General features: G+C 71.2%; 17 protein-coding genes. 12 read left to right on the top strand and 5 right to left on the bottom strand.

Features of this window, described 5'->3' with window-relative positions; genetic code table 11:
• Window positions 1-18 precede the first annotated feature (18 nt).
• The gene (locus IEX47_RS06080) at window positions 19-867 is read left to right on the top strand and encodes a GNAT family N-acetyltransferase (protein WP_188783113.1); all 849 of its coding nucleotides are present in this window, start codon (window positions 19-21) and stop codon (window positions 865-867) included.
• Window positions 868-906: 39 nt separating this feature from the next.
• Complete coding sequence (locus tag IEX47_RS06075) at window positions 907-1,272, top strand: DoxX family protein (RefSeq protein WP_188783112.1); 366 nt, start codon at window positions 907-909, stop codon at window positions 1,270-1,272.
• Window positions 1,273-1,278: 6 nt separating this feature from the next.
• On the opposite strand, the gene IEX47_RS06070 is transcribed toward IEX47_RS06075, so the two are convergent.
• Complete coding sequence (locus IEX47_RS06070) at window positions 1,279-2,937, bottom strand: patatin-like phospholipase family protein (RefSeq protein WP_188783111.1); 1,659 nt, start codon at window positions 2,935-2,937, stop codon at window positions 1,279-1,281.
• Between the two features lie 79 nt (window positions 2,938-3,016).
• On the opposite strand from IEX47_RS06070, the gene IEX47_RS06065 reads away from it, so the two are divergent.
• From IEX47_RS06065 to IEX47_RS06055, 3 genes are read left to right on the top strand one after another with little or no spacing between them, the layout of a single operon-like run.
• Entirely contained in the window at window positions 3,017-4,810 is a 1,794-nt protein-coding gene (locus IEX47_RS06065; RefSeq protein WP_229662668.1) for a proline--tRNA ligase, read from the top strand.
• 17 nt (window positions 4,811-4,827) lie between these two features.
• Window positions 4,828-5,529 carry an HAD family hydrolase gene (locus IEX47_RS06060; RefSeq protein WP_188783110.1) on the top strand — a complete coding sequence of 234 codons (702 nt, stop codon included), beginning with the start codon at window positions 4,828-4,830 and terminating at the stop codon, window positions 5,527-5,529.
• A gap of 49 nt (window positions 5,530-5,578) precedes the next feature.
• A complete protein-coding gene (locus tag IEX47_RS06055; RefSeq protein WP_188783109.1) occupies window positions 5,579-6,439 on the top strand; it encodes a hypothetical protein in 861 nt (286 codons plus the stop codon).
• 117 nt (window positions 6,440-6,556) lie between these two features.
• On the opposite strand, the gene IEX47_RS06050 is transcribed toward IEX47_RS06055, so the two are convergent.
• Complete coding sequence (locus IEX47_RS06050) at window positions 6,557-6,985, bottom strand: ferritin-like domain-containing protein (protein WP_188783108.1); 429 nt, start codon at window positions 6,983-6,985, stop codon at window positions 6,557-6,559.
• The gene (locus IEX47_RS06045; RefSeq protein ID WP_188783107.1) at window positions 6,982-7,485 is read right to left on the bottom strand and encodes a hypothetical protein; all 504 of its coding nucleotides are present in this window, start codon (window positions 7,483-7,485) and stop codon (window positions 6,982-6,984) included. The genes IEX47_RS06050 and IEX47_RS06045 overlap by 4 nt, the downstream gene beginning before the upstream one ends.
• A gap of 82 nt (window positions 7,486-7,567) precedes the next feature.
• Between IEX47_RS06045 and rimP the strand changes: the two genes are divergently transcribed.
• Together rimP and nusA are read left to right on the top strand one after the other, a co-directional pair.
• Entirely contained in the window at window positions 7,568-8,143 is a 576-nt protein-coding gene (gene rimP / locus IEX47_RS06040; protein ID WP_188783106.1) for a ribosome maturation factor RimP, read from the top strand.
• Window positions 8,143-9,117: a transcription termination factor NusA gene (gene nusA, locus IEX47_RS06035; protein ID WP_188783105.1), complete on the top strand. Its 975-nt coding sequence runs from the start codon at window positions 8,143-8,145 to the stop codon at window positions 9,115-9,117. The genes rimP and nusA overlap by 1 nt, the downstream gene beginning before the upstream one ends.
• A 17-nt stretch (window positions 9,118-9,134) precedes the next feature.
• Here nusA and IEX47_RS06030 read toward each other — a convergent pair whose 3' ends face one another.
• A complete protein-coding gene (locus tag IEX47_RS06030) occupies window positions 9,135-9,626 on the bottom strand; it encodes a ribosomal protein L7/L12 (RefSeq protein ID WP_188783104.1) in 492 nt (163 codons plus the stop codon).
• A gap of 152 nt (window positions 9,627-9,778) precedes the next feature.
• On the opposite strand from IEX47_RS06030, the gene IEX47_RS06025 reads away from it, so the two are divergent.
• From IEX47_RS06025 to IEX47_RS06005, 5 genes are all read left to right on the top strand, one after another.
• Window positions 9,779-10,084, top strand: a complete 306-nt coding sequence (locus IEX47_RS06025) for a YlxR family protein (protein ID WP_308423253.1) — start codon at window positions 9,779-9,781, stop codon at window positions 10,082-10,084.
• A 129-nt stretch (window positions 10,085-10,213) separates the two neighbouring features.
• On the top strand, window positions 10,214-13,072 hold the full coding sequence (gene infB / locus IEX47_RS06020) for a translation initiation factor IF-2 (RefSeq protein WP_188783103.1): 2,859 nt from the start codon (window positions 10,214-10,216) through the stop codon (window positions 13,070-13,072).
• A gap of 168 nt (window positions 13,073-13,240) precedes the next feature.
• Window positions 13,241-13,699 carry a 30S ribosome-binding factor RbfA gene (gene rbfA / locus IEX47_RS06015; RefSeq protein ID WP_188783102.1) on the top strand — a complete coding sequence of 153 codons (459 nt, stop codon included), beginning with the start codon at window positions 13,241-13,243 and terminating at the stop codon, window positions 13,697-13,699.
• Entirely contained in the window at window positions 13,696-14,583 is an 888-nt protein-coding gene (gene truB, locus IEX47_RS06010) for a tRNA pseudouridine(55) synthase TruB (protein WP_188783101.1), read from the top strand. Before rbfA ends, truB begins: the two co-directional genes overlap by 4 nt.
• A gap of 25 nt (window positions 14,584-14,608) precedes the next feature.
• Window positions 14,609-15,547, top strand: a complete 939-nt coding sequence (locus IEX47_RS06005; protein WP_188783100.1) for a bifunctional riboflavin kinase/FAD synthetase — start codon at window positions 14,609-14,611, stop codon at window positions 15,545-15,547.
• A 7-nt stretch (window positions 15,548-15,554) separates the two neighbouring features.
• Here IEX47_RS06005 and IEX47_RS06000 read toward each other — a convergent pair whose 3' ends face one another.
• Complete coding sequence (locus tag IEX47_RS06000; RefSeq protein ID WP_188783099.1) at window positions 15,555-15,812, bottom strand: HPr family phosphocarrier protein; 258 nt, start codon at window positions 15,810-15,812, stop codon at window positions 15,555-15,557.
• Between the last annotated feature and the right edge of the window lie 37 nt (window positions 15,813-15,849).

Here is a 15,849-nt window from a genome sequence, read left to right as displayed (position 1 = left end):
GCCGGTTACAGTCGCAGCGTGTTGTCCACGACCGCGCAGGTGCGCACCCTCGGGTCGGCCGACGTCCCGGCCTTCCTGGAGCTTGCCGCGAAGGACCCCGTGGTCAACGTCTTCGTCGACTACCGCGCCCGGATGACGCGCCTCGACCCGACCTGGCTCGGCGGTGAGGTGATCGGCCGGTTCGTCGGCGGCGAGCTCGTCGCGGCGCTCCACATCGGCGCCAACCTGGTGCCGGTGCAGGCCGGGCCCGTCGACCTGCAGGAGTTCGCGCGCCACCTGCGCGGCTCCCCGGCGACGTGGGCGACGCTCGTCGGGCCGCACACCGCGGTGGAGCGGCTCTGGGCGCTGCTCCAGGACGACTACGACGCGCCGCGTGCGGAGCGCTGGCGCCAGCCCCACCTCGAGCTGACGGGTGCGCCGGCGGTTCCCGGCGACCCCCTCGTCCGGCGTACGACGGAGGCGGACCTCGCCGCGCTCTACCCGGCCTGCGTCGCGATGTACACCGAGGAGGTCGGCGTCTCGCCCGAGACCGGCGGGGGAGGGCCGCTCTACCGGGCCCGGGTGCGCCAGCTGGTCAACCGCGGCTGGTCCTTCGCGCGGTTCGACGAGTCCGGCCGCGTCCTCTTCAAGGCCGAGGTCGCCAGCGTCACGCCGTACGCCGCGCAGGTGCAGGGCGTCTGGGTGGCGCCCCATGCGCGGGGTCATGGCCTCGCCGCCGCCGGGATGGCGCGCGTCGCCGAGATCGCGCTTGCCGAGATCGCGCCGACGGTCTCGCTCTACGTCAATGAGTGGAACCTGCCGGCCCGGGCGGCCTACGCGCGCGCGGGCTTCGTCGAGACCGCCCGCTTCTCGACCATCATGTTCTGAACCGTTCCCGCGGTGCCCGTCCGGCAGTAGCGTGTCGCCATGGCTCCTCTTCCGCTCGGCAGCAAGATCCTCACCGGTGCGTTCCTCGCCTCCGGCACGCTGCACCTGGTCAAGCCCAACGTCTACGAGCCGCTGATGCCGGACTTCCTGCCCGCGCACCGCGAGATCATCCTCGGCTCGGGTGTCGCCGAGATCGCCTGTGCCCTCGGCATGCTGCTGCCGCCGACCCGTCGGGTCGCCGGCCTGGCCAGCGTCGCCCTTCTCGTCGGGGTCTTCCCCGGCAACCTCAAGATGGCCGACGACGCGCGTCGCCTGGGCAGTCCCACGCTCAAGGCGGTCGCCTACGGTCGGCTGCCGCTCCAGCTGCCGATGATCAAGGCTGCGCTCAACGCCGCGAAGGCCTGATCCCGATCAGGTGAGGTAGCGCCCGCGGGTGCGCTGCCACCACTCGTGTCGCCGCCCGTAGGCCTCGAGCACCGAGGCCATCGACGGTGCCATCGACGTGCGTCGCGGCGCCTCCGGCGTCGTGTCGTACGACGGCCGGTCGCCGTCCCACCAGACCGGCGCGGTGAGTGCGTCGAGCAGCGGCTCGAGCGCAGTCATCGAGGCCTCGCCCCACGCGATCGCGCGGTCCATGCCGGCGCGGTTGGGGGCCAGGGTCACCGGGCTCAGCGTGGGCGTCATCCGCTCCAGGTGGTCGGCGTACGGCGCGTTGCCGATCATCTGCACCGCGACCGCCTGCGTCACCGGCGTCATCCAGAGGTGCTTGGGGTCCCAGCGCGGGTGCATCGAGTCGAGCGCGACCACCACGCCGTTGCGGGTGCCGATCCGGCCGTCGCGCAGGCGTCGGTAGGCGAGCTCGACCGGCACGTTGGCGGCAGCGACGCCGTCGACGAGCGCGGCGACCTTCTTCTGCGCCATCCACTCGTCGACGAGGGCGATCATGCGTTCGCTCTTCGCCTCGTGGTGCAGGATCCCGGGGATCGCGGCCGAGAACGACTGGGCGTCGACCACGTCGAACTGCCGGGTCAGGTCGTCGGCGCCGATCACCATCGGCTTGACGACGCGCGCGTCGATGAACGAGGCGATCTGCCACAGCCGGCTGCTCGCGACCGGCCCGATGCCGATCGGCCGGAACGGCAGGCCGCGGCCCTGGACGTTGGCGAGCTGCTGGCGCCGGAAGCGGGCGGGAAGGCGCCCGAACAGGTCCTGGTGGACGCCGGAGACCACGCAGTCGAACGGGATCGCCAGGTCCTCCATTCGCATCTGCTCGCCGTCGGGGCGCCTGAAGAGGTCGGCGGCGAAGGCGTCGTAGCGCAGCGCGAAGAGGCTGGTCAGGCCGTGGCGACGGGTGCGCGGCTCGGGCCCGAGGATGCCGCGGTAGGAGAGGCTGTGGGCGAACTCGACGTACTGCTCGATCGGGACCGGCAGCTCCCGGGCGAAGATGCCACCGAGGATGGCGCCCATCGAGCCGCCCATCATGTAGTCGGGGATCCGGCCCGACTCGACCAGCTGCTTGAGCGCGCCGATGTAGACGAAGCCGGCCCCGCCACCGCCTCCGAGCACCAGCACCAGGCTGCGCAGGCCGACCTCCGCATCGAGCTCGGCGGGGGAGAAGTCGTTGCGGTGCCTCTCCAGCAGGGCCTCGCGCTGCTCGGTCTGCTCCGCCTCGAGCGAGCGGAGCACCTCGCGGGCGAGCTGCAGCCGGACCTCGCGGTCACGCTCACGGCCGAGCGACTGGGCGAAGGCGTCGATCACCTTCGAACGCCACTGCGCCAGCTCGTCGCTGACGTCCACGTCGCCGCGCCCTCGCCGCCCTGCACCACCCGCGGCGCCCGGCTCGAACACGGTGAGTCGGGCGAAGCTGATCAGGTACCGCAGGCGCCGCAGCTCCTCCGCCGTGAGCACGTCGGGGTGCGCGAGCGCGCTGCGCACGAGGCGGCGCTCCATGCGCTGCAGGCGGTAGATCGGGTCGTGCGCGCGCTCCTCGCTCGCGGCTGCGGCCTCCGTCGGGATGTCGGCGAGCTCCGGCGGCAGGAACGCCTCGCGACGGCGTACGGGAATGCGCATGATCGGCACACTAGGGCCCCGTGTTCGGCGGTGGCAGCCACTTCGGTGGGGACCCGCCGCCACAAGTAGCCTTGCGCCCATGTCCAGCACCCACCGTCCGGCAGCTCGCGTCATGCGCATGTCCCAGCTCTTCGTCCGCACCCTGCGTGACGACCCCAACGACGCCGAGGTCCCCAGCCACCGCCTGCTGGTGCGCGCGGGCTACATCCGGCGGGCTGCTCCGGGCATCTACACGTGGCTCCCGCTGGGCCTGAAGGTCTACCGCAACGTCGAGCGCATCGTCCGCGAGGAGATGGACGCGATGGGTGCGCAGGAGCTGCAGTTCCCGGCGCTGCTGCCCAAGGAGCCCTACGAGGCGACCAACCGCTGGGAGGAGTACGGCGACGGCATCTTCCGCGTGCAGGACCGCAAGGGCGCCGACTACCTGCTCGGGCCCACGCACGAGGAGATGTTCACGCTCGTCGTGAAGGATCTCTACTCCTCCTACAAGGACCTCCCGGTCTGGCTCTACCAGATCCAGACGAAGTACCGCGACGAGGCGCGTCCGCGCGCGGGCCTGATGCGCGGGCGCGAGTTCGTCATGAAGGACTCCTACTCCTTCGACGTCTCCGACGAGGGCCTCGACGCCTCCTACAACGCCCACCGGGCGGCGTACATCAAGACGTTCGACCGCCTTGGCTTCGACTACGTCATCGTCAAGGCGACGGCCGGCGCCATGGGCGGCTCGAAGTCGGAGGAGTTCCTGGCGAAGCTCGACGTCGGCGAGGACACCTTCGTGCAGTGCGCGGCGTGCGACTACGCCGCCAACGTCGAGGCCGTCACGGTCCCGGCCCCGCCCGCCCAGCCGTACGACGACGTCCCCGCCGCCCACGCGGAGGAGACCCCCGACACCCCGACGATCGACTCGCTGGTCGCGCTGCTCAACGAGCGCTACCCCCGCGACGACCGTCCGTGGGCCGCCGGTGACACGCTCAAGAACGTCCTCGTGATGCTCAAGCACCCCGACGGCACCAAGGAGCCCCTCGCGATCGGCATCCCCGGTGACCGCGACGTCGACCAGAAGCGCCTCGAGGGCCAGCTCGAGCCGATCGAGGTCGAGCCGATGACCGAGGAGGAGCTTCGCTCCTTCCCCGACATCGTGAAGGGCTACATCGGCCCCGGCGTGCTGGGCGAGGAGAAGACCGGTATCCGCTTCGTCGTCGACCCGCGCATCGTCGAGGGCACCCGCTGGGTGACCGGCGCCGACGTCCACAACCAGCACGCGATCGACATGGTCGTGGGCCGCGACTTCACCCCCGACGGCACGATCGAGGCGGCCAACGTCCGCGATGGCGACGCCTGCCCCAACTGCGCGGAGGGCACGCTCGCGTCGGCCCGGGGCATCGAGATGGGTCACATCTTCCAGCTGGGCCGCAAGTACGCCGAGGCGCTCGACCTCAAGGTGCTCGACGAGAACGGCAAGCTGGTCACCGTCACGATGGGCTCCTACGGCATCGGCGTCTCGCGCGCCGTCCCCGTGATCGCCGAGGGCAACCACGACGAGCTCGGCCTCTGCTGGCCGCGCGAGATCGCGCCCGCCGACGTCCACATCGTCGCCGCGGGCAAGGACGCTGCGCTCTTCGAGGCGGCCGAGAAGCTCAGTGGCGAGCTCGCCGCCCAGGGCATCGAGGTCATCTACGACGACCGTGCGGGCAAGATCAGCCCCGGCGTGAAGTTCAAGGACGCCGAGCTGATCGGCGTCCCGACGATCGTCACGGTGGGCCGCGGCCTGGCCGACGGCGTCGTCGAGGTCAAGGACCGACGCACCGGCGCGAAGCAGGACGTCGCCGTCGCCGAGGCGGCCGCCGCCATCGCCGCGATCATCCGCGGCTGACGCGCGGGGGAGCGGTCGTGGGCGTCGACGCGGTGATCTTCGACTGGGGCGGCACGCTGACCGCCTGGCACGACGTCGACTTCCACGAGGAGTCGCTCGCGCTGGCCGAGGCGGTCGTCGGCGCCCACGGGGGACTGGACGTCGCGGCGTCGCGTCTCCACGAGGCCGGCGCGCGGGTCTGGGGCTGGAGCCGCGACCACCAGCGCAGCGCGACGGTCGCCGACCTCTTCGACGAAGCGGGCCTGGAGCACGACCCGGCGCTGCTCTCGGCGTACTACGACTTCTGGGCGCCCCACACCCTGACGGACCCGGAGGTGGGCCCGCTCTTCGAGGCGCTGCGCGCCCGCGGCGTCCGCGTCGGCGTCCTCTCCAACACGATCTGGCCGCGCGCGTGGCACCGCGGCTTCTTCGAGCGCGACGGGGTGGACCACCTGATCGACGGTGACGTGTACACGAGCGAGATCCCGTGGACGAAGCCGTCGGCGCAGGCGTTCCACGCGGCGATGGACGCCGTCGGCGCCACCGATCCGGCTCGCTGCGTCTACGTCGGCGACCGGCTGTACGACGACGTCTGGGGCGCGCAGGCAGCGGGCATGCGGGCGATCCACGTGCCGCACAGCACGATTCCGCCGGACCAGCGCGGTCACACCGAGGGCGTCCCGGACGCCGTCGTGCACCGCATCGGCGAGGTCGCCGACGTCGTCGCCCGCTGGACCTGACCACGGCGTCTGGCCATCCCACTCCGGCGCGTGCCCCTACGCTGTGGCGATGCTGAGGCTGCTTGCGGGATCCGCACTGCTCGTGTCGCTCGTGGCCTGCGGTCCTGCCGCTACGGCGCCCGCGACGGAGGGACTGCGTCCCGAGACGGGGCCGGCGAAGCTCGCTCGGTACGCCGCTGCGGTCCGGGCAGCGGAGCGCGCTGCGAACGCGATGCATGCCCATGACCCGGGACGGTTCGACGAGCAGCTTGCGGACGCAACCGCCCTGATGACTCCGTCGTACGCCGAGAGGTTCAGCAGCTCCCAGCGTGAGCGGAAGCGACTCTTCGACACGTTGCGGGCGCCTGTGGCGCTCGAGCACGTCGACGGAACCGGCCTGGTTGCCGGCGACGGCGACAAGGCGACGGTGTTCCTGGTGGGCCGCGTCGTCGAGCACGCGGTGCGGTCCCGGGACGAGAAGACGCTCCACACGGCCGAGCTGCTGCACCTCGTGCGGGACGGCAGCCGGTGGCTGGTGGCCAAGGTCGACATGGAGACGGAGATCGAGCCGACGGAGATCGAGGCGAAGCCGTCCGACACCTTCGAGGAAGCCCGTGCCGTGGGGAAGGAGCTGGTCGAGCTGCTGGCCGACGGGAACGGGTCGGACGGGGAGGTCGACGGGGCTCGGCTGGGCAAGCTGGCCATCGACTCGGAGACGGCCGAGCGGTGGCGCCTCCTCGACACGCAGCTGACCTTCAACGGGCGTGCCGTGGTGACGGCGATCGAAGAGCTCTCCGCGGACGAGGCCCGCGTGCTCGTGTACGTCGAGGGGGACCGGTCGGACGGAACGCAGGGGCCCGTCGGAGTCTGGCGCTGTTCGCTGGTCCGCAGTCACGGTGCGTGGAAAAGCACCGCGCTGGAGCTCGCCTGACCGCACGGGCTCACGGCTGCAGGTTTCTGCATTGCATAAACCTGCAACTTGATCCATGGGGCTTCGGCGCCCGCGGTGTTGCAGGATCTTCCCTGTACCCCCTGCTCGGACAGGGAGTCAGCGGTTCGCCAGCTCGCTGGTTCCGGGGAAGATCTCGGGGCTCCCCCGGAACCACAGCTGGCGGATCGAACACTCGACGAGGGCCGTGACGGCCCAGCTCCGGTCGGAGCCGGTCGTGTGGGCCACCAGGTCGGCGTAGATCGCCGCCGCCTTCTGCTCCACCTCGAGCGCTGCGGCGTAGCCGGCGGTCTGGGCGCTGACGTCGCCCAGCATGTAGCCGGGTTCGGCGGGGACGGGGGTCCCGCCGAGCGCGGTGATGCGCGCGATCAGGTGGTCGCGCTGCGCGCGGTGCAGGCGGTACGCCGTGGTCACCCGCTCCCGCAGCGTCGAGTCCTCGGGAGCCTGCGCCCCGACGACGCCGAGGACCCAGAGCGCGGCGTGCTCGCCGGCGACCGCTGTCTGCAGGGGAGTTAGGTCGGTGGTCATGCCTGGCCGCCCTTCGAGGCAGAGCGTGGAGTGGGGGCTGCAGCGAGGTGCATGGCGACGCCGGCCGCCATCGACGCGAGAGAGCGCGCCAGCGGACCGCTTGCGGCCTTGCGCGCGCCCGCGGTGAGGGAGCGCTGCAGGCCGGCCTCGCCCCGGCGTACGGCGGCGAGGGCTGCGTCGGGCCGCGCCGGGACCATGACGGAGGGTGCGGCCGGGGCCTGGTCCGTGAGCACGGCGAGGTGCGCGCGGTGGAGCGCGGTGAGCGGGCCGAGCGCGGTCGCGAGACCGACGTGAGTGGTGGCCACGTCGGCGACCAGCCGGGCCTGTGCGGCGATCTCCGCGACGAGGTGGTCGACCGTGGTCGCGTCGGCGTCGCGCTTCGCGGCGGGGGCGCTCACCGAGTCGGGGGGACCCCACTGGCAGCCGGCGGTGGCGGCGACCGCGACGGTCGCGCCGCCGAGGGCCGCCCGGCGGGAGACGGTGATCACGGTGTCAGGCACGGCGTGAACCCTATCGGCCGGTCCGGGCATCCCCGCGGACCCGCTAGTCTTGGCGCCGACAACAGCACAAGGAGGTCGCACTGTGAGCAGTTCCGGACTGGACGCCACCAGGGCCCGCATCGAAGCAGGGCTCACCGACCCCCTGGCCGCACTCGGCCTGGACCTGGAGGCCGTCGAGCTCTCCAAGGCCGGCCAGCGCCGCATCCTGCGCATCGCCCTCGACTCCGAGACCGGTGTGACGCTCGACGAGATCGCCGCCGCCACCAAGGAGGTCGACGACTTCCTCGAGTCCTCCAACGTGATGGGTGCCGAGCCTTACCTGCTCGAGGTCACTTCGCGCGGCGTCGACCGCCCGCTGACGCTGCCGCGCCACTGGCGCCGCAACGCCGGCCGCCTGGTCAAGGTCACCCTCGTCGAGGGTGGCGAGGTCGAGGCCCGCATCGGCGAGTCCGACGACGAGGCCGTGACCCTGCTCGAGGACAAGCGCGCCAGCAAGGGTGCCAAGCCCAAGATCGTGGAGACGCGCGTCGCCTACGCCGACATCGCCAAGGCGCGCGTGCAGATCGAGTTCAACCGCAAGGCGGCCTTCGAGGAGCTCGAGGACGCCGATGACATCGACGACGTGATCGATGAGACCGACGAGGGAGACGACGCCTGATGGACATCGACCTGAGCATCCTGCGGATGCTGGAGCGCGAGAAGGAGATCTCCTTCGACGTCCTCGTCGAGGCGATCGAGCAGGCGATGCTGCAGGCCTACCACAAGACGGCCGGCGCCCAGCAGCGTGCGCGGGTGGTCATCGACCGCAAGACCGGCCACGTCAACGTGCTGGTCCGCGAGCAGGAGGAGGACGGCACCTTCTCCGAGGAGTACGACGACACCCCCGACGGCTTCGGTCGCATCGCCGCCACGACCGCGCGCCAGATCATGCTGCAGCGCCTGCGCGACGCCCAGGACGACATCACGTTCGGTGAGTTCGCGGGCAAGGAGGGTGACATCGTCTCCGGCGTCATCCAGCAGGGCCGCAACCCCGACGACGTCATGGTCGACCTCGGCAAGCTCGAGGCGATCATCCCGCTCGGCGAGCGCGTCCCCGGCGAGAACTACCAGCACGGCACCCGGATCAAGGCGCTCGTCGTCTCGGTGCGCAAGGGCATGCGTGGCCCGCAGATCACGCTCTCGCGCACCCACCCCAACCTGGTCAAGAAGCTCTTCGCGCTCGAGGTCCCCGAGATCGCCGATGGCACCGTCGAGATCGCCGCGATCGCCCGCGAGGCCGGCCACCGGACCAAGATCGCGGTCAAGTCGACGGTTCCCGGCGTCAACGCCAAGGGCTCCTGCATCGGCCCGATGGGCAGCCGCGTCCGCAACATCATGAGCGAGCTCCACGGCGAGAAGATCGACATCGTCGACTGGTCCGAGGACCCCGCCGAGATGGTCGCCCACGCGCTCTCCCCGGCCCGGGTCAGCTCGGTCGAGATCGTCGACCTCGCCGCCCGTGCGGCCCGCGTCGTCGTCCCCGACTTCCAGCTGTCGCTGGCGATCGGCAAGGAGGGTCAGAACGCCCGCCTCGCCGCCCGCCTGACCGGCTGGCGGATCGACATCCGGTCCGACGAGGCCCCCGCCAGCTGAGCCCGGGTCGCCGCTGGTCAACGTGAAGGCTCTTCGTCACCAGGTGACGAAGAGCCTTCACGCCATTTCGGCGCCTCCGGCTGTACGACGGCGCTCGCGCCGGCTGCGCGCAGCCTGGTCGCGATCGACTCCGCGGCGGCCTCGCTCCGGGACTGAACAACGGCCTGCCCGAGCGGCTTGACGAGACCCATCGCAGCCGTGACGTCGAGACGTGTGACGCGCCGGATCGCCTTGACGACCTCCATCCAGTCCTCGCCGAGATCCGTCACCACGACCTCATGCTGACCTTCCTCAAGGAGATCAGCGTTTGCCCGCGCCCACTCGGCCTCGCGCTTGGCGAGCATTTCGGGATGCAGGCCATGTGGACGCCCAGGTAGCGGGAATCGGCGAAGACCGCCGCTGATCAGAGAAACGCCGGCCAGGAGGAGGCCCCAGCCGATGCATCCGATGACGAAGTCGAGCGGAGTCGACCACGACAGCCAGTGGTGATCGGGGCTGACGAAGCGCATGAAGAGCTTCCACCCTACGTAGACGCTACTTGCGCCAACAGTCAGGCGAACTAATGCCGGTCCGAACCGCATGTCGGGAAACGTAGCTGAATGTGGGGGAGGGGACTGCCGGTTCGTCGCCCTGCCCCGCTACCCGGTAGAGTTGTCGCTTGGTGGCTCGCGAACTGAATTCCCCTGCACACACGGCTTCAACACCCGTGCGCACGTGCATCGGATGCCGCGAGCGGGCTGCCCGCCACGAGCTCCTGCGGATCGTCGCGGGGACCGACAGCGAGGGCCGACCGGCCGTCGTACCGGATCCTGCGAAGTCTGCGGCCGGCCGTGGGGCGCACCTGCACCCCACGACCGTGTGCTACGACCTGGCGGTCCGGCGGCGAGCGTTCGCCCGAGCCCTGCGGCTCGAGCAAGGGCTGGCTGCCGAGCCGGTGAGGGCCTGGCTCGAGGCACACACGTCATGAACCACTACAGGAACTGGAGCATCCGCTCATGAGCACTCGATGAGTACTTCGCGATGAGCATGCACACCCACTGACGGTTCGACCCCACAACGCATTCCGGGGCGGGCCGAGAAGGAGTAACACAACCCCGTGGCCAAGCCCCGCGTACACGAGATCGCCAAGGAATTCGGCGTCGAGAGCAAGTTCGTTCTCGAGAAGCTGAAGGAGATGGGCGAGTTCGTCAAGTCCGCGTCCTCGACGGTGGAGCCCCCCGTCGCGATGCGTTTCAAGAAGCAGTTCGGTGACGAGCTGCGTGCCGCCGGTGGCGGTGCGCCCGCCGCCGAGGCTGCCCCTGCCGCGCCCAAGGCGCCGGCTGGCAAGCCCGGCCCCAAGCCGGCCCCCAAGGCTCCGGCGCCTGCCGCTCCCGCTGCTCCGGAGGCTCCGGCCCCCGCTGCGCCGGCTGCTGCTGCCCCGGCCCCCGCCGCTCCGGCCGCCCCCGCCGCGCCCGCCGCGCCGAAGCCGGCTGCTGCCGCTCCGGCCGCCCCTGCTGCCCCCGCCGCGCCGAAGGCCCCCGCGCCCAAGCCGGCTGGTGGCACTCCGGGTCCGCGTCCTGGTGGCGCCCGTCCGGGCGCGCCGCGTCCGGGCAACAACCCGTTCGCTCCGTCGCAGGGCATGGGCAAGCGCCCGGCCGCGACCGAGCGTCCCGCGCCGGCCGATCGTGGCCCGTCGCAGACGTCCGGTGGCGACAACCGCCCGCCGCGTCCGCCGGCTGCCGCAGGTGGTGGTGCCCCTGGTGGAGCACCGCGCCCCGGCATGCCGCGTCCCAACCCGGCGATGATGCCGAAGTCGCCCAACGCCTTCGGTGCCCGCCCCGGCGGTCCCGGTGGTCCTGCCGGCCGCGGTGGCGCTCCGGGTCGTCCGGGCGGTGGCCCGGGTGCCCGTGGTGGCGCTCCGGGTCGTCCCGGTGGTCCGGGTGGTGCCGGTGGCGGCGCGGGTGCTCCGCGTCCCGGTGGCTTCAGCGGTGCTCCGGGCCGTCCCAACGGCGGCGGTGGCCGTCCCGGTGGTCCCGGTGCCCGTGGTCAGACGCAGGGTGCCTTCGGTCGTCCCGGTGGTCCGTCGCGTCGTGGTCGCAAGTCGAAGCGGGCGCGTCGCCAGGAGTTCGAGCAGATGCAGGCGCCCACCATCGGTGGCGTGCGCGTCCGCAAGGGCAACGGCGAGACCGTGCGTCTCGCCCGTGGTGCGTCCCTGACCGACTTCGCCGAGAAGATCAACGTCGACCCGGCAGCCCTGGTGCAGATGCTCTTCTCGCTCGGCGAGATGGTCACCGCGACCCAGTCCGTCGGTGACGAGACGTTCGAGCTGCTCGGTGAGGAGCTCAACTACGTCGTCCAGGTCATCTCCCCGGAGGACGAGGACCGCGAGCTGCTCGAGACGTTCGACCTCGAGTTCGGCGCGGACGAGGGCGACGAGGACGACCTGATGGTCCGTCCGCCGGTCGTCACCGTCATGGGTCACGTCGACCACGGAAAGACCAAGCTCCTCGACGCGCTGCGCAACGCCAACGTCGTCGACAAGGAGGCCGGTGGCATCACGCAGCACATCGGTGCCTACCAGGTCTACGCCGAGGTCGACGGCAACGAGCGCGCCATCACCCTCATCGACACCCCCGGTCACGAGGCGTTCACCGCCATGCGTGCCCGTGGTGCCCAGGCGACCGACATCGCGATCCTCGTGGTCGCGGCCGACGACGGCGTCATGCCGCAGACCGTCGAGGCACTCAACCACGCCAAGGCCGCCGGCGTCCCGATCGTCGTCGCGGTCAACAAGGTCGACAAGCCCGAGGCCGACCCGGTCAAGGTCCGCGGCCAGCTCACCGAGTACGGCCTGGTCCCCGAGGAGTACGGCGGCGACGTCATGTTCGTCGACGTCTCCGCGAAGGCCGGCCTCAACCTCGACGGCCTGCTCGAGGCGGTCGTGCTGACCGCTGACGCCTCGCTCGACCTGCGTGCCAACCCGAACCAGGACGCCCAGGGCCTCGTGGTCGAGGCGCACCTCGACCGCGGTCGCGGTCCGGTCGCCACGATCCTGGTCCAGCGCGGCACCCTGCGGGTCGGCGACTCGATCGTCGCCGGTCCGGCCCACGGCCGTGTCCGCGCCATGCTCGACGAGCACGGCGAGAACATCGAGGAGGCGACCCCGTCGCGTCCGGCCATGGTTCTCGGTCTCTCCGGCGTGCCCGGTGCGGGTCAGAACTTCCTCGTCGTCGAGGACGACCGCATGGCCCGCCAGATCGCCGAGAAGCGCGAGCACCGTGAGCGTGCGGCCATGCAGGCCCAGCGCCGCGTGCGTCGTACCCTCGAGGACTTCATGGCCTCCATGGAGAAGGGCGAGAGCCAGGAGCTCAACCTCATCCTCAAGGGCGACGTGTCCGGTTCCGTCGAGGCGCTCGAGGACTCGCTGTCCAAGATCGACGTCGGCGACGAGGTCTCGCTGCGGGTCATCGACCGCGGTGTCGGTGCCATCACCGAGACCAACGTCATGCTCGCTGCGGCCTCCGACGCGATCATCATCGGCTTCAACGTCCGCCCGCAGGGCAAGGCGACCGAGCTGGCCGACAAGGAAGGCGTGGAGATCCGCTACTACAGCGTCATCTACCAGGCCATCGAGGAGATCGAGGCGGCCCTCAAGGGCATGCTCAAGCCGGTCTACGAGGAGCACACGCTGGGCCAGGCGGAGATCCGTGCGATCTTCCGCTCGTCCAAGATCGGCAACATCGCCGGTTGTATGGTCACCAGCGGCCTCCTCCGCCGCAACGCCAAGGTCCGCATCATCCGCGACGGCAACGTCGTGGCGGACAACCTCGACCTGGCTGGCCTCAAGCGCGAGAAGGACGACGCCGCGGAGGTCCGCGAGGGCTTCGAGTGCGGTCTGTCGCTCCGGAACTTCCAGGACATCAAGGAAGGCGACATCGTCGAGGCCTTCGAGATGCGCGAGATCCCGCGCGGCTGATCGTCGTACGTCGGGAGCGGGGCTGGCCTTCGGGCCGGCCCCGCTTTCGTCCCTGCCAAACTGTCAGCCTGACAGTTCCGGCGTCTGTGACACTTCCGAAGTGTCACGCCACCACCAAAGTGTCAGCCTGACAGTTTGGCCCCGCATGTTTCGCAGAAGGAGTTCGTGATGGCCAGCCCTCGCGTCCGCAAGGTCGCCGACCGGATCAAGGTCGTCGTCGCCGAGATGCTCGAGCGCCGGATCAAGGACCCGCGCCTCGGCTTCGTCACGATCACCGACGTCCGCCTCACCGGCGACGGCCAGCAGGCCTCGATCTTCTACACCGTGCTCAACGGTGACCGCGAGGAGACGCAGAAGGCGCTCGACTCGGCCAAGGGCCTGATCCGCAGCGAGGTCTCCAAGCAGCTCGGCACCCGCATCGTGCCGACCCTGACCTTCATCGCCGACGCGCTCCCCGAGACCGCGCGCGAGATCGAGGACGCCCTCGCCAAGGCGAAGGCTGCCGACGAGGAGCTCGCCGCGGCCCGCGCCGGCGCGCAGTACGCCTCCGACGAGGACCCGTACAAGAAGCCCCGCGTCATCGAGGACGAGGACGACGACTGGGACGACGAGGACGACGAGGAGTGACCCAGCCGGTCACTCCTGGCCTGGTCGTCGTCGACAAGGCCGGCGGCATCACCTCGCACGGCGTGGTTGCCCGCGTACGCCGCCTGGCCGGCACCCGCAAGGTCGGCCACGCCGGCACGCTCGACCCGATGGCGACCGGCGTGCTCGTGCTCGGCGTCGATCGTGCCACTCGCCTGCTCGGCCACCTGATCCTCACCGAGAAGGCGTACGACGCCACGATCCGCCTCGGCATCGCGACGAACACCGACGACGCCGAGGGCGAGGTCACCGCGCGTGCGAGCGCCGGCCACCTCGAGGAGGCGACCGTCCGCGCTGCGCTCGCGGAGTTCGTCGGCGACATCGAGCAGGTGCCGACCGCCGTCAGTGCGATCAAGGTCGACGGCAAGCGCGCCTACGCGATGGTGCGCGCGGGGGAGGACGTCGAGCTCAAGGCCCGGCCCGTCACGATCCACGAGCTCGTCGTGCACGACGTGCGACCCGGTGAGCTCGAGCCCGACGCGACGCTCGACGTCGACATCTCGGTCCGCTGCTCCAGCGGCACCTACATCCGGGCGATCGCCCGCGACCTCGGCGCCGCACTCGGCGTCGGCGGCCACCTGACCGCCCTGCGCCGCACGGCGGTCGGTCCGTACACCCTCGAGCACGCGAAGACGCTCGAGCAGCTCGACGGCGACTTCGCGGTGCTGCCGATCGCCGACGCTGCACGCGCGGCGTTCCCGGCGTACGAGCTGGATGCGGAGCAGGCCCAGGAGGTCCGCTACGGACGCCGCCTGCCGCTGGAGATCGACGCGCTGACGGCGGTCTTCGCGCCGGATGGCGAGTTCCTCGCGCTCTACGAGCCGAGGGACGGCGTCGCACGACCTGTGGCCGTCTTCACCGGCTGACCTGCGGCTGTGGGAAAGTAGCGGCGTGCGAGTGTGGCGTGACGTGAGCGAGGTGCCGGCCGACCTGGGCCGCACCGTCGTGACCATCGGCAACTTCGACGGTGTCCACCTCGGCCACCAGCACGTGGTGGCCCGGGCCCGCGAGGTCGCGGCCGCCCAGGGCGTCGACCACGTGGTCGCGGTGACCTTCGACCCGCACCCGATGGCGGTGCTCCGTCCCGACCACGCGCCGGTCATGCTGAGCACCCTCGACGAGCGGCTCCGCCTGCTGGGCGAGGCCGGGGCCGACGACGTCCTGGTCCTCCCGTTCAGTCGCGAGATCGCCTCGTGGACGCCGGAGGAGTTCGTCCAGCGCGTGATCGTCGACGCGCTCCACGCCCGCGGCGTCGTCGTCGGCGCCAACTTCCGCTACGGCAACCGGGCGGCAGGCGATGTCCATGACCTCGCCGAGTCGGGCAAGAGCCACGACTTCGTCGTCGACGCGGTCGCGCTCGACGGCGGCCCGCAGGTCTGGTCCTCGACGTACGTCCGGTCCTGCCTCGCCGCGGGTGACGTGTCGGGGGCTGCCGAGGCGCTCGGGCGGCCGTTCACCGTGCGCGGCGTGGTCGTCAAGGGCGACCAGCGGGGCCGTGAGCTGGGCTTCCCGACCGCCAACGTGCCGACGCCCGCCGACGCCGCGGCGCCCTGCGACGGCGTCTACGCCGGCACGCTGACCAGGCTCGACACGGGGAAGTGCTTCCCGGCGGCGATCAGCGTCGGCACCAACCCGACGTTCGACGGGGTGGTCGGCCGACGGGTCGAGTCCTACGTGCTCGACCAGACCGACCTCGACCTCTACGGCGTGGAGGTCGAGGTGGCCTTCCGCGAGCACCTGCGCGGCATGGTGAAGTTCGAGGGCATCGAGAAGCTCGTCGAGACCATGCACGACGACGTACGCCGGACCCGCGAGCTCCTCGGCCGCTGACGGGTTGCTACGCGTCGAGGTCCTGCGCCACGAGCGCGGCGATCGTCTCGACTGCGGCCGCATCCTCGCCGGATACCTCGACGGTGTCACCGCAGGCTGCGCCGAGCGTCATGATCATCAACGCCGACGACGCCTCGACGGGCTCGTCACCGGGGACGCCGATGAAGACGTCGACGCCGAGCTCGTCGGCCTTGTCGGCGATGATGCCGGCGGGGCGGGCGTGCAGGCCGACGGCCGAGCCGACGACGACTGAGGTGGTGGGCATGTTCTCTCCTTGGGGTGGGTGCGTGCGGGGGAGGTGG

Origin of the sequence: Nocardioides phosphati (genome assembly GCF_014646375.1) — a bacterium.
Lineage (GTDB): Bacteria > Actinomycetota > Actinomycetes > Propionibacteriales > Nocardioidaceae > Nocardioides > Nocardioides phosphati.
This window is presented reverse-complemented; position numbering and strand designations above follow the sequence as displayed.

Coding starts and splice junctions, on each gene's coding strand:
- IEX47_RS06075 (WP_188783112.1), top strand. CDS start 907: ATGGCTCCTCTTCCGCTCGGCAGCAAGATCCTCACCGGTGCGTTCCTC.
- IEX47_RS06070 (WP_188783111.1), bottom strand. CDS start 2,937: ATGCGCATTCCCGTACGCCGTCGCGAGGCGTTCCTGCCGCCGGAGCTC.
- IEX47_RS06065 (WP_229662668.1), top strand. CDS start 3,017: ATGTCCAGCACCCACCGTCCGGCAGCTCGCGTCATGCGCATGTCCCAG.
- IEX47_RS06055 (WP_188783109.1), top strand. CDS start 5,579: ATGCTGAGGCTGCTTGCGGGATCCGCACTGCTCGTGTCGCTCGTGGCC.
- IEX47_RS06050 (WP_188783108.1), bottom strand. CDS start 6,985: ATGACCACCGACCTAACTCCCCTGCAGACAGCGGTCGCCGGCGAGCAC.
- nusA (WP_188783105.1), top strand. CDS start 8,143: ATGGACATCGACCTGAGCATCCTGCGGATGCTGGAGCGCGAGAAGGAG.
- IEX47_RS06030 (WP_188783104.1), bottom strand. CDS start 9,626: ATGCGCTTCGTCAGCCCCGATCACCACTGGCTGTCGTGGTCGACTCCG.
- rbfA (WP_188783102.1), top strand. CDS start 13,241: ATGGCCAGCCCTCGCGTCCGCAAGGTCGCCGACCGGATCAAGGTCGTC.
- IEX47_RS06000 (WP_188783099.1), bottom strand. CDS start 15,812: ATGCCCACCACCTCAGTCGTCGTCGGCTCGGCCGTCGGCCTGCACGCC.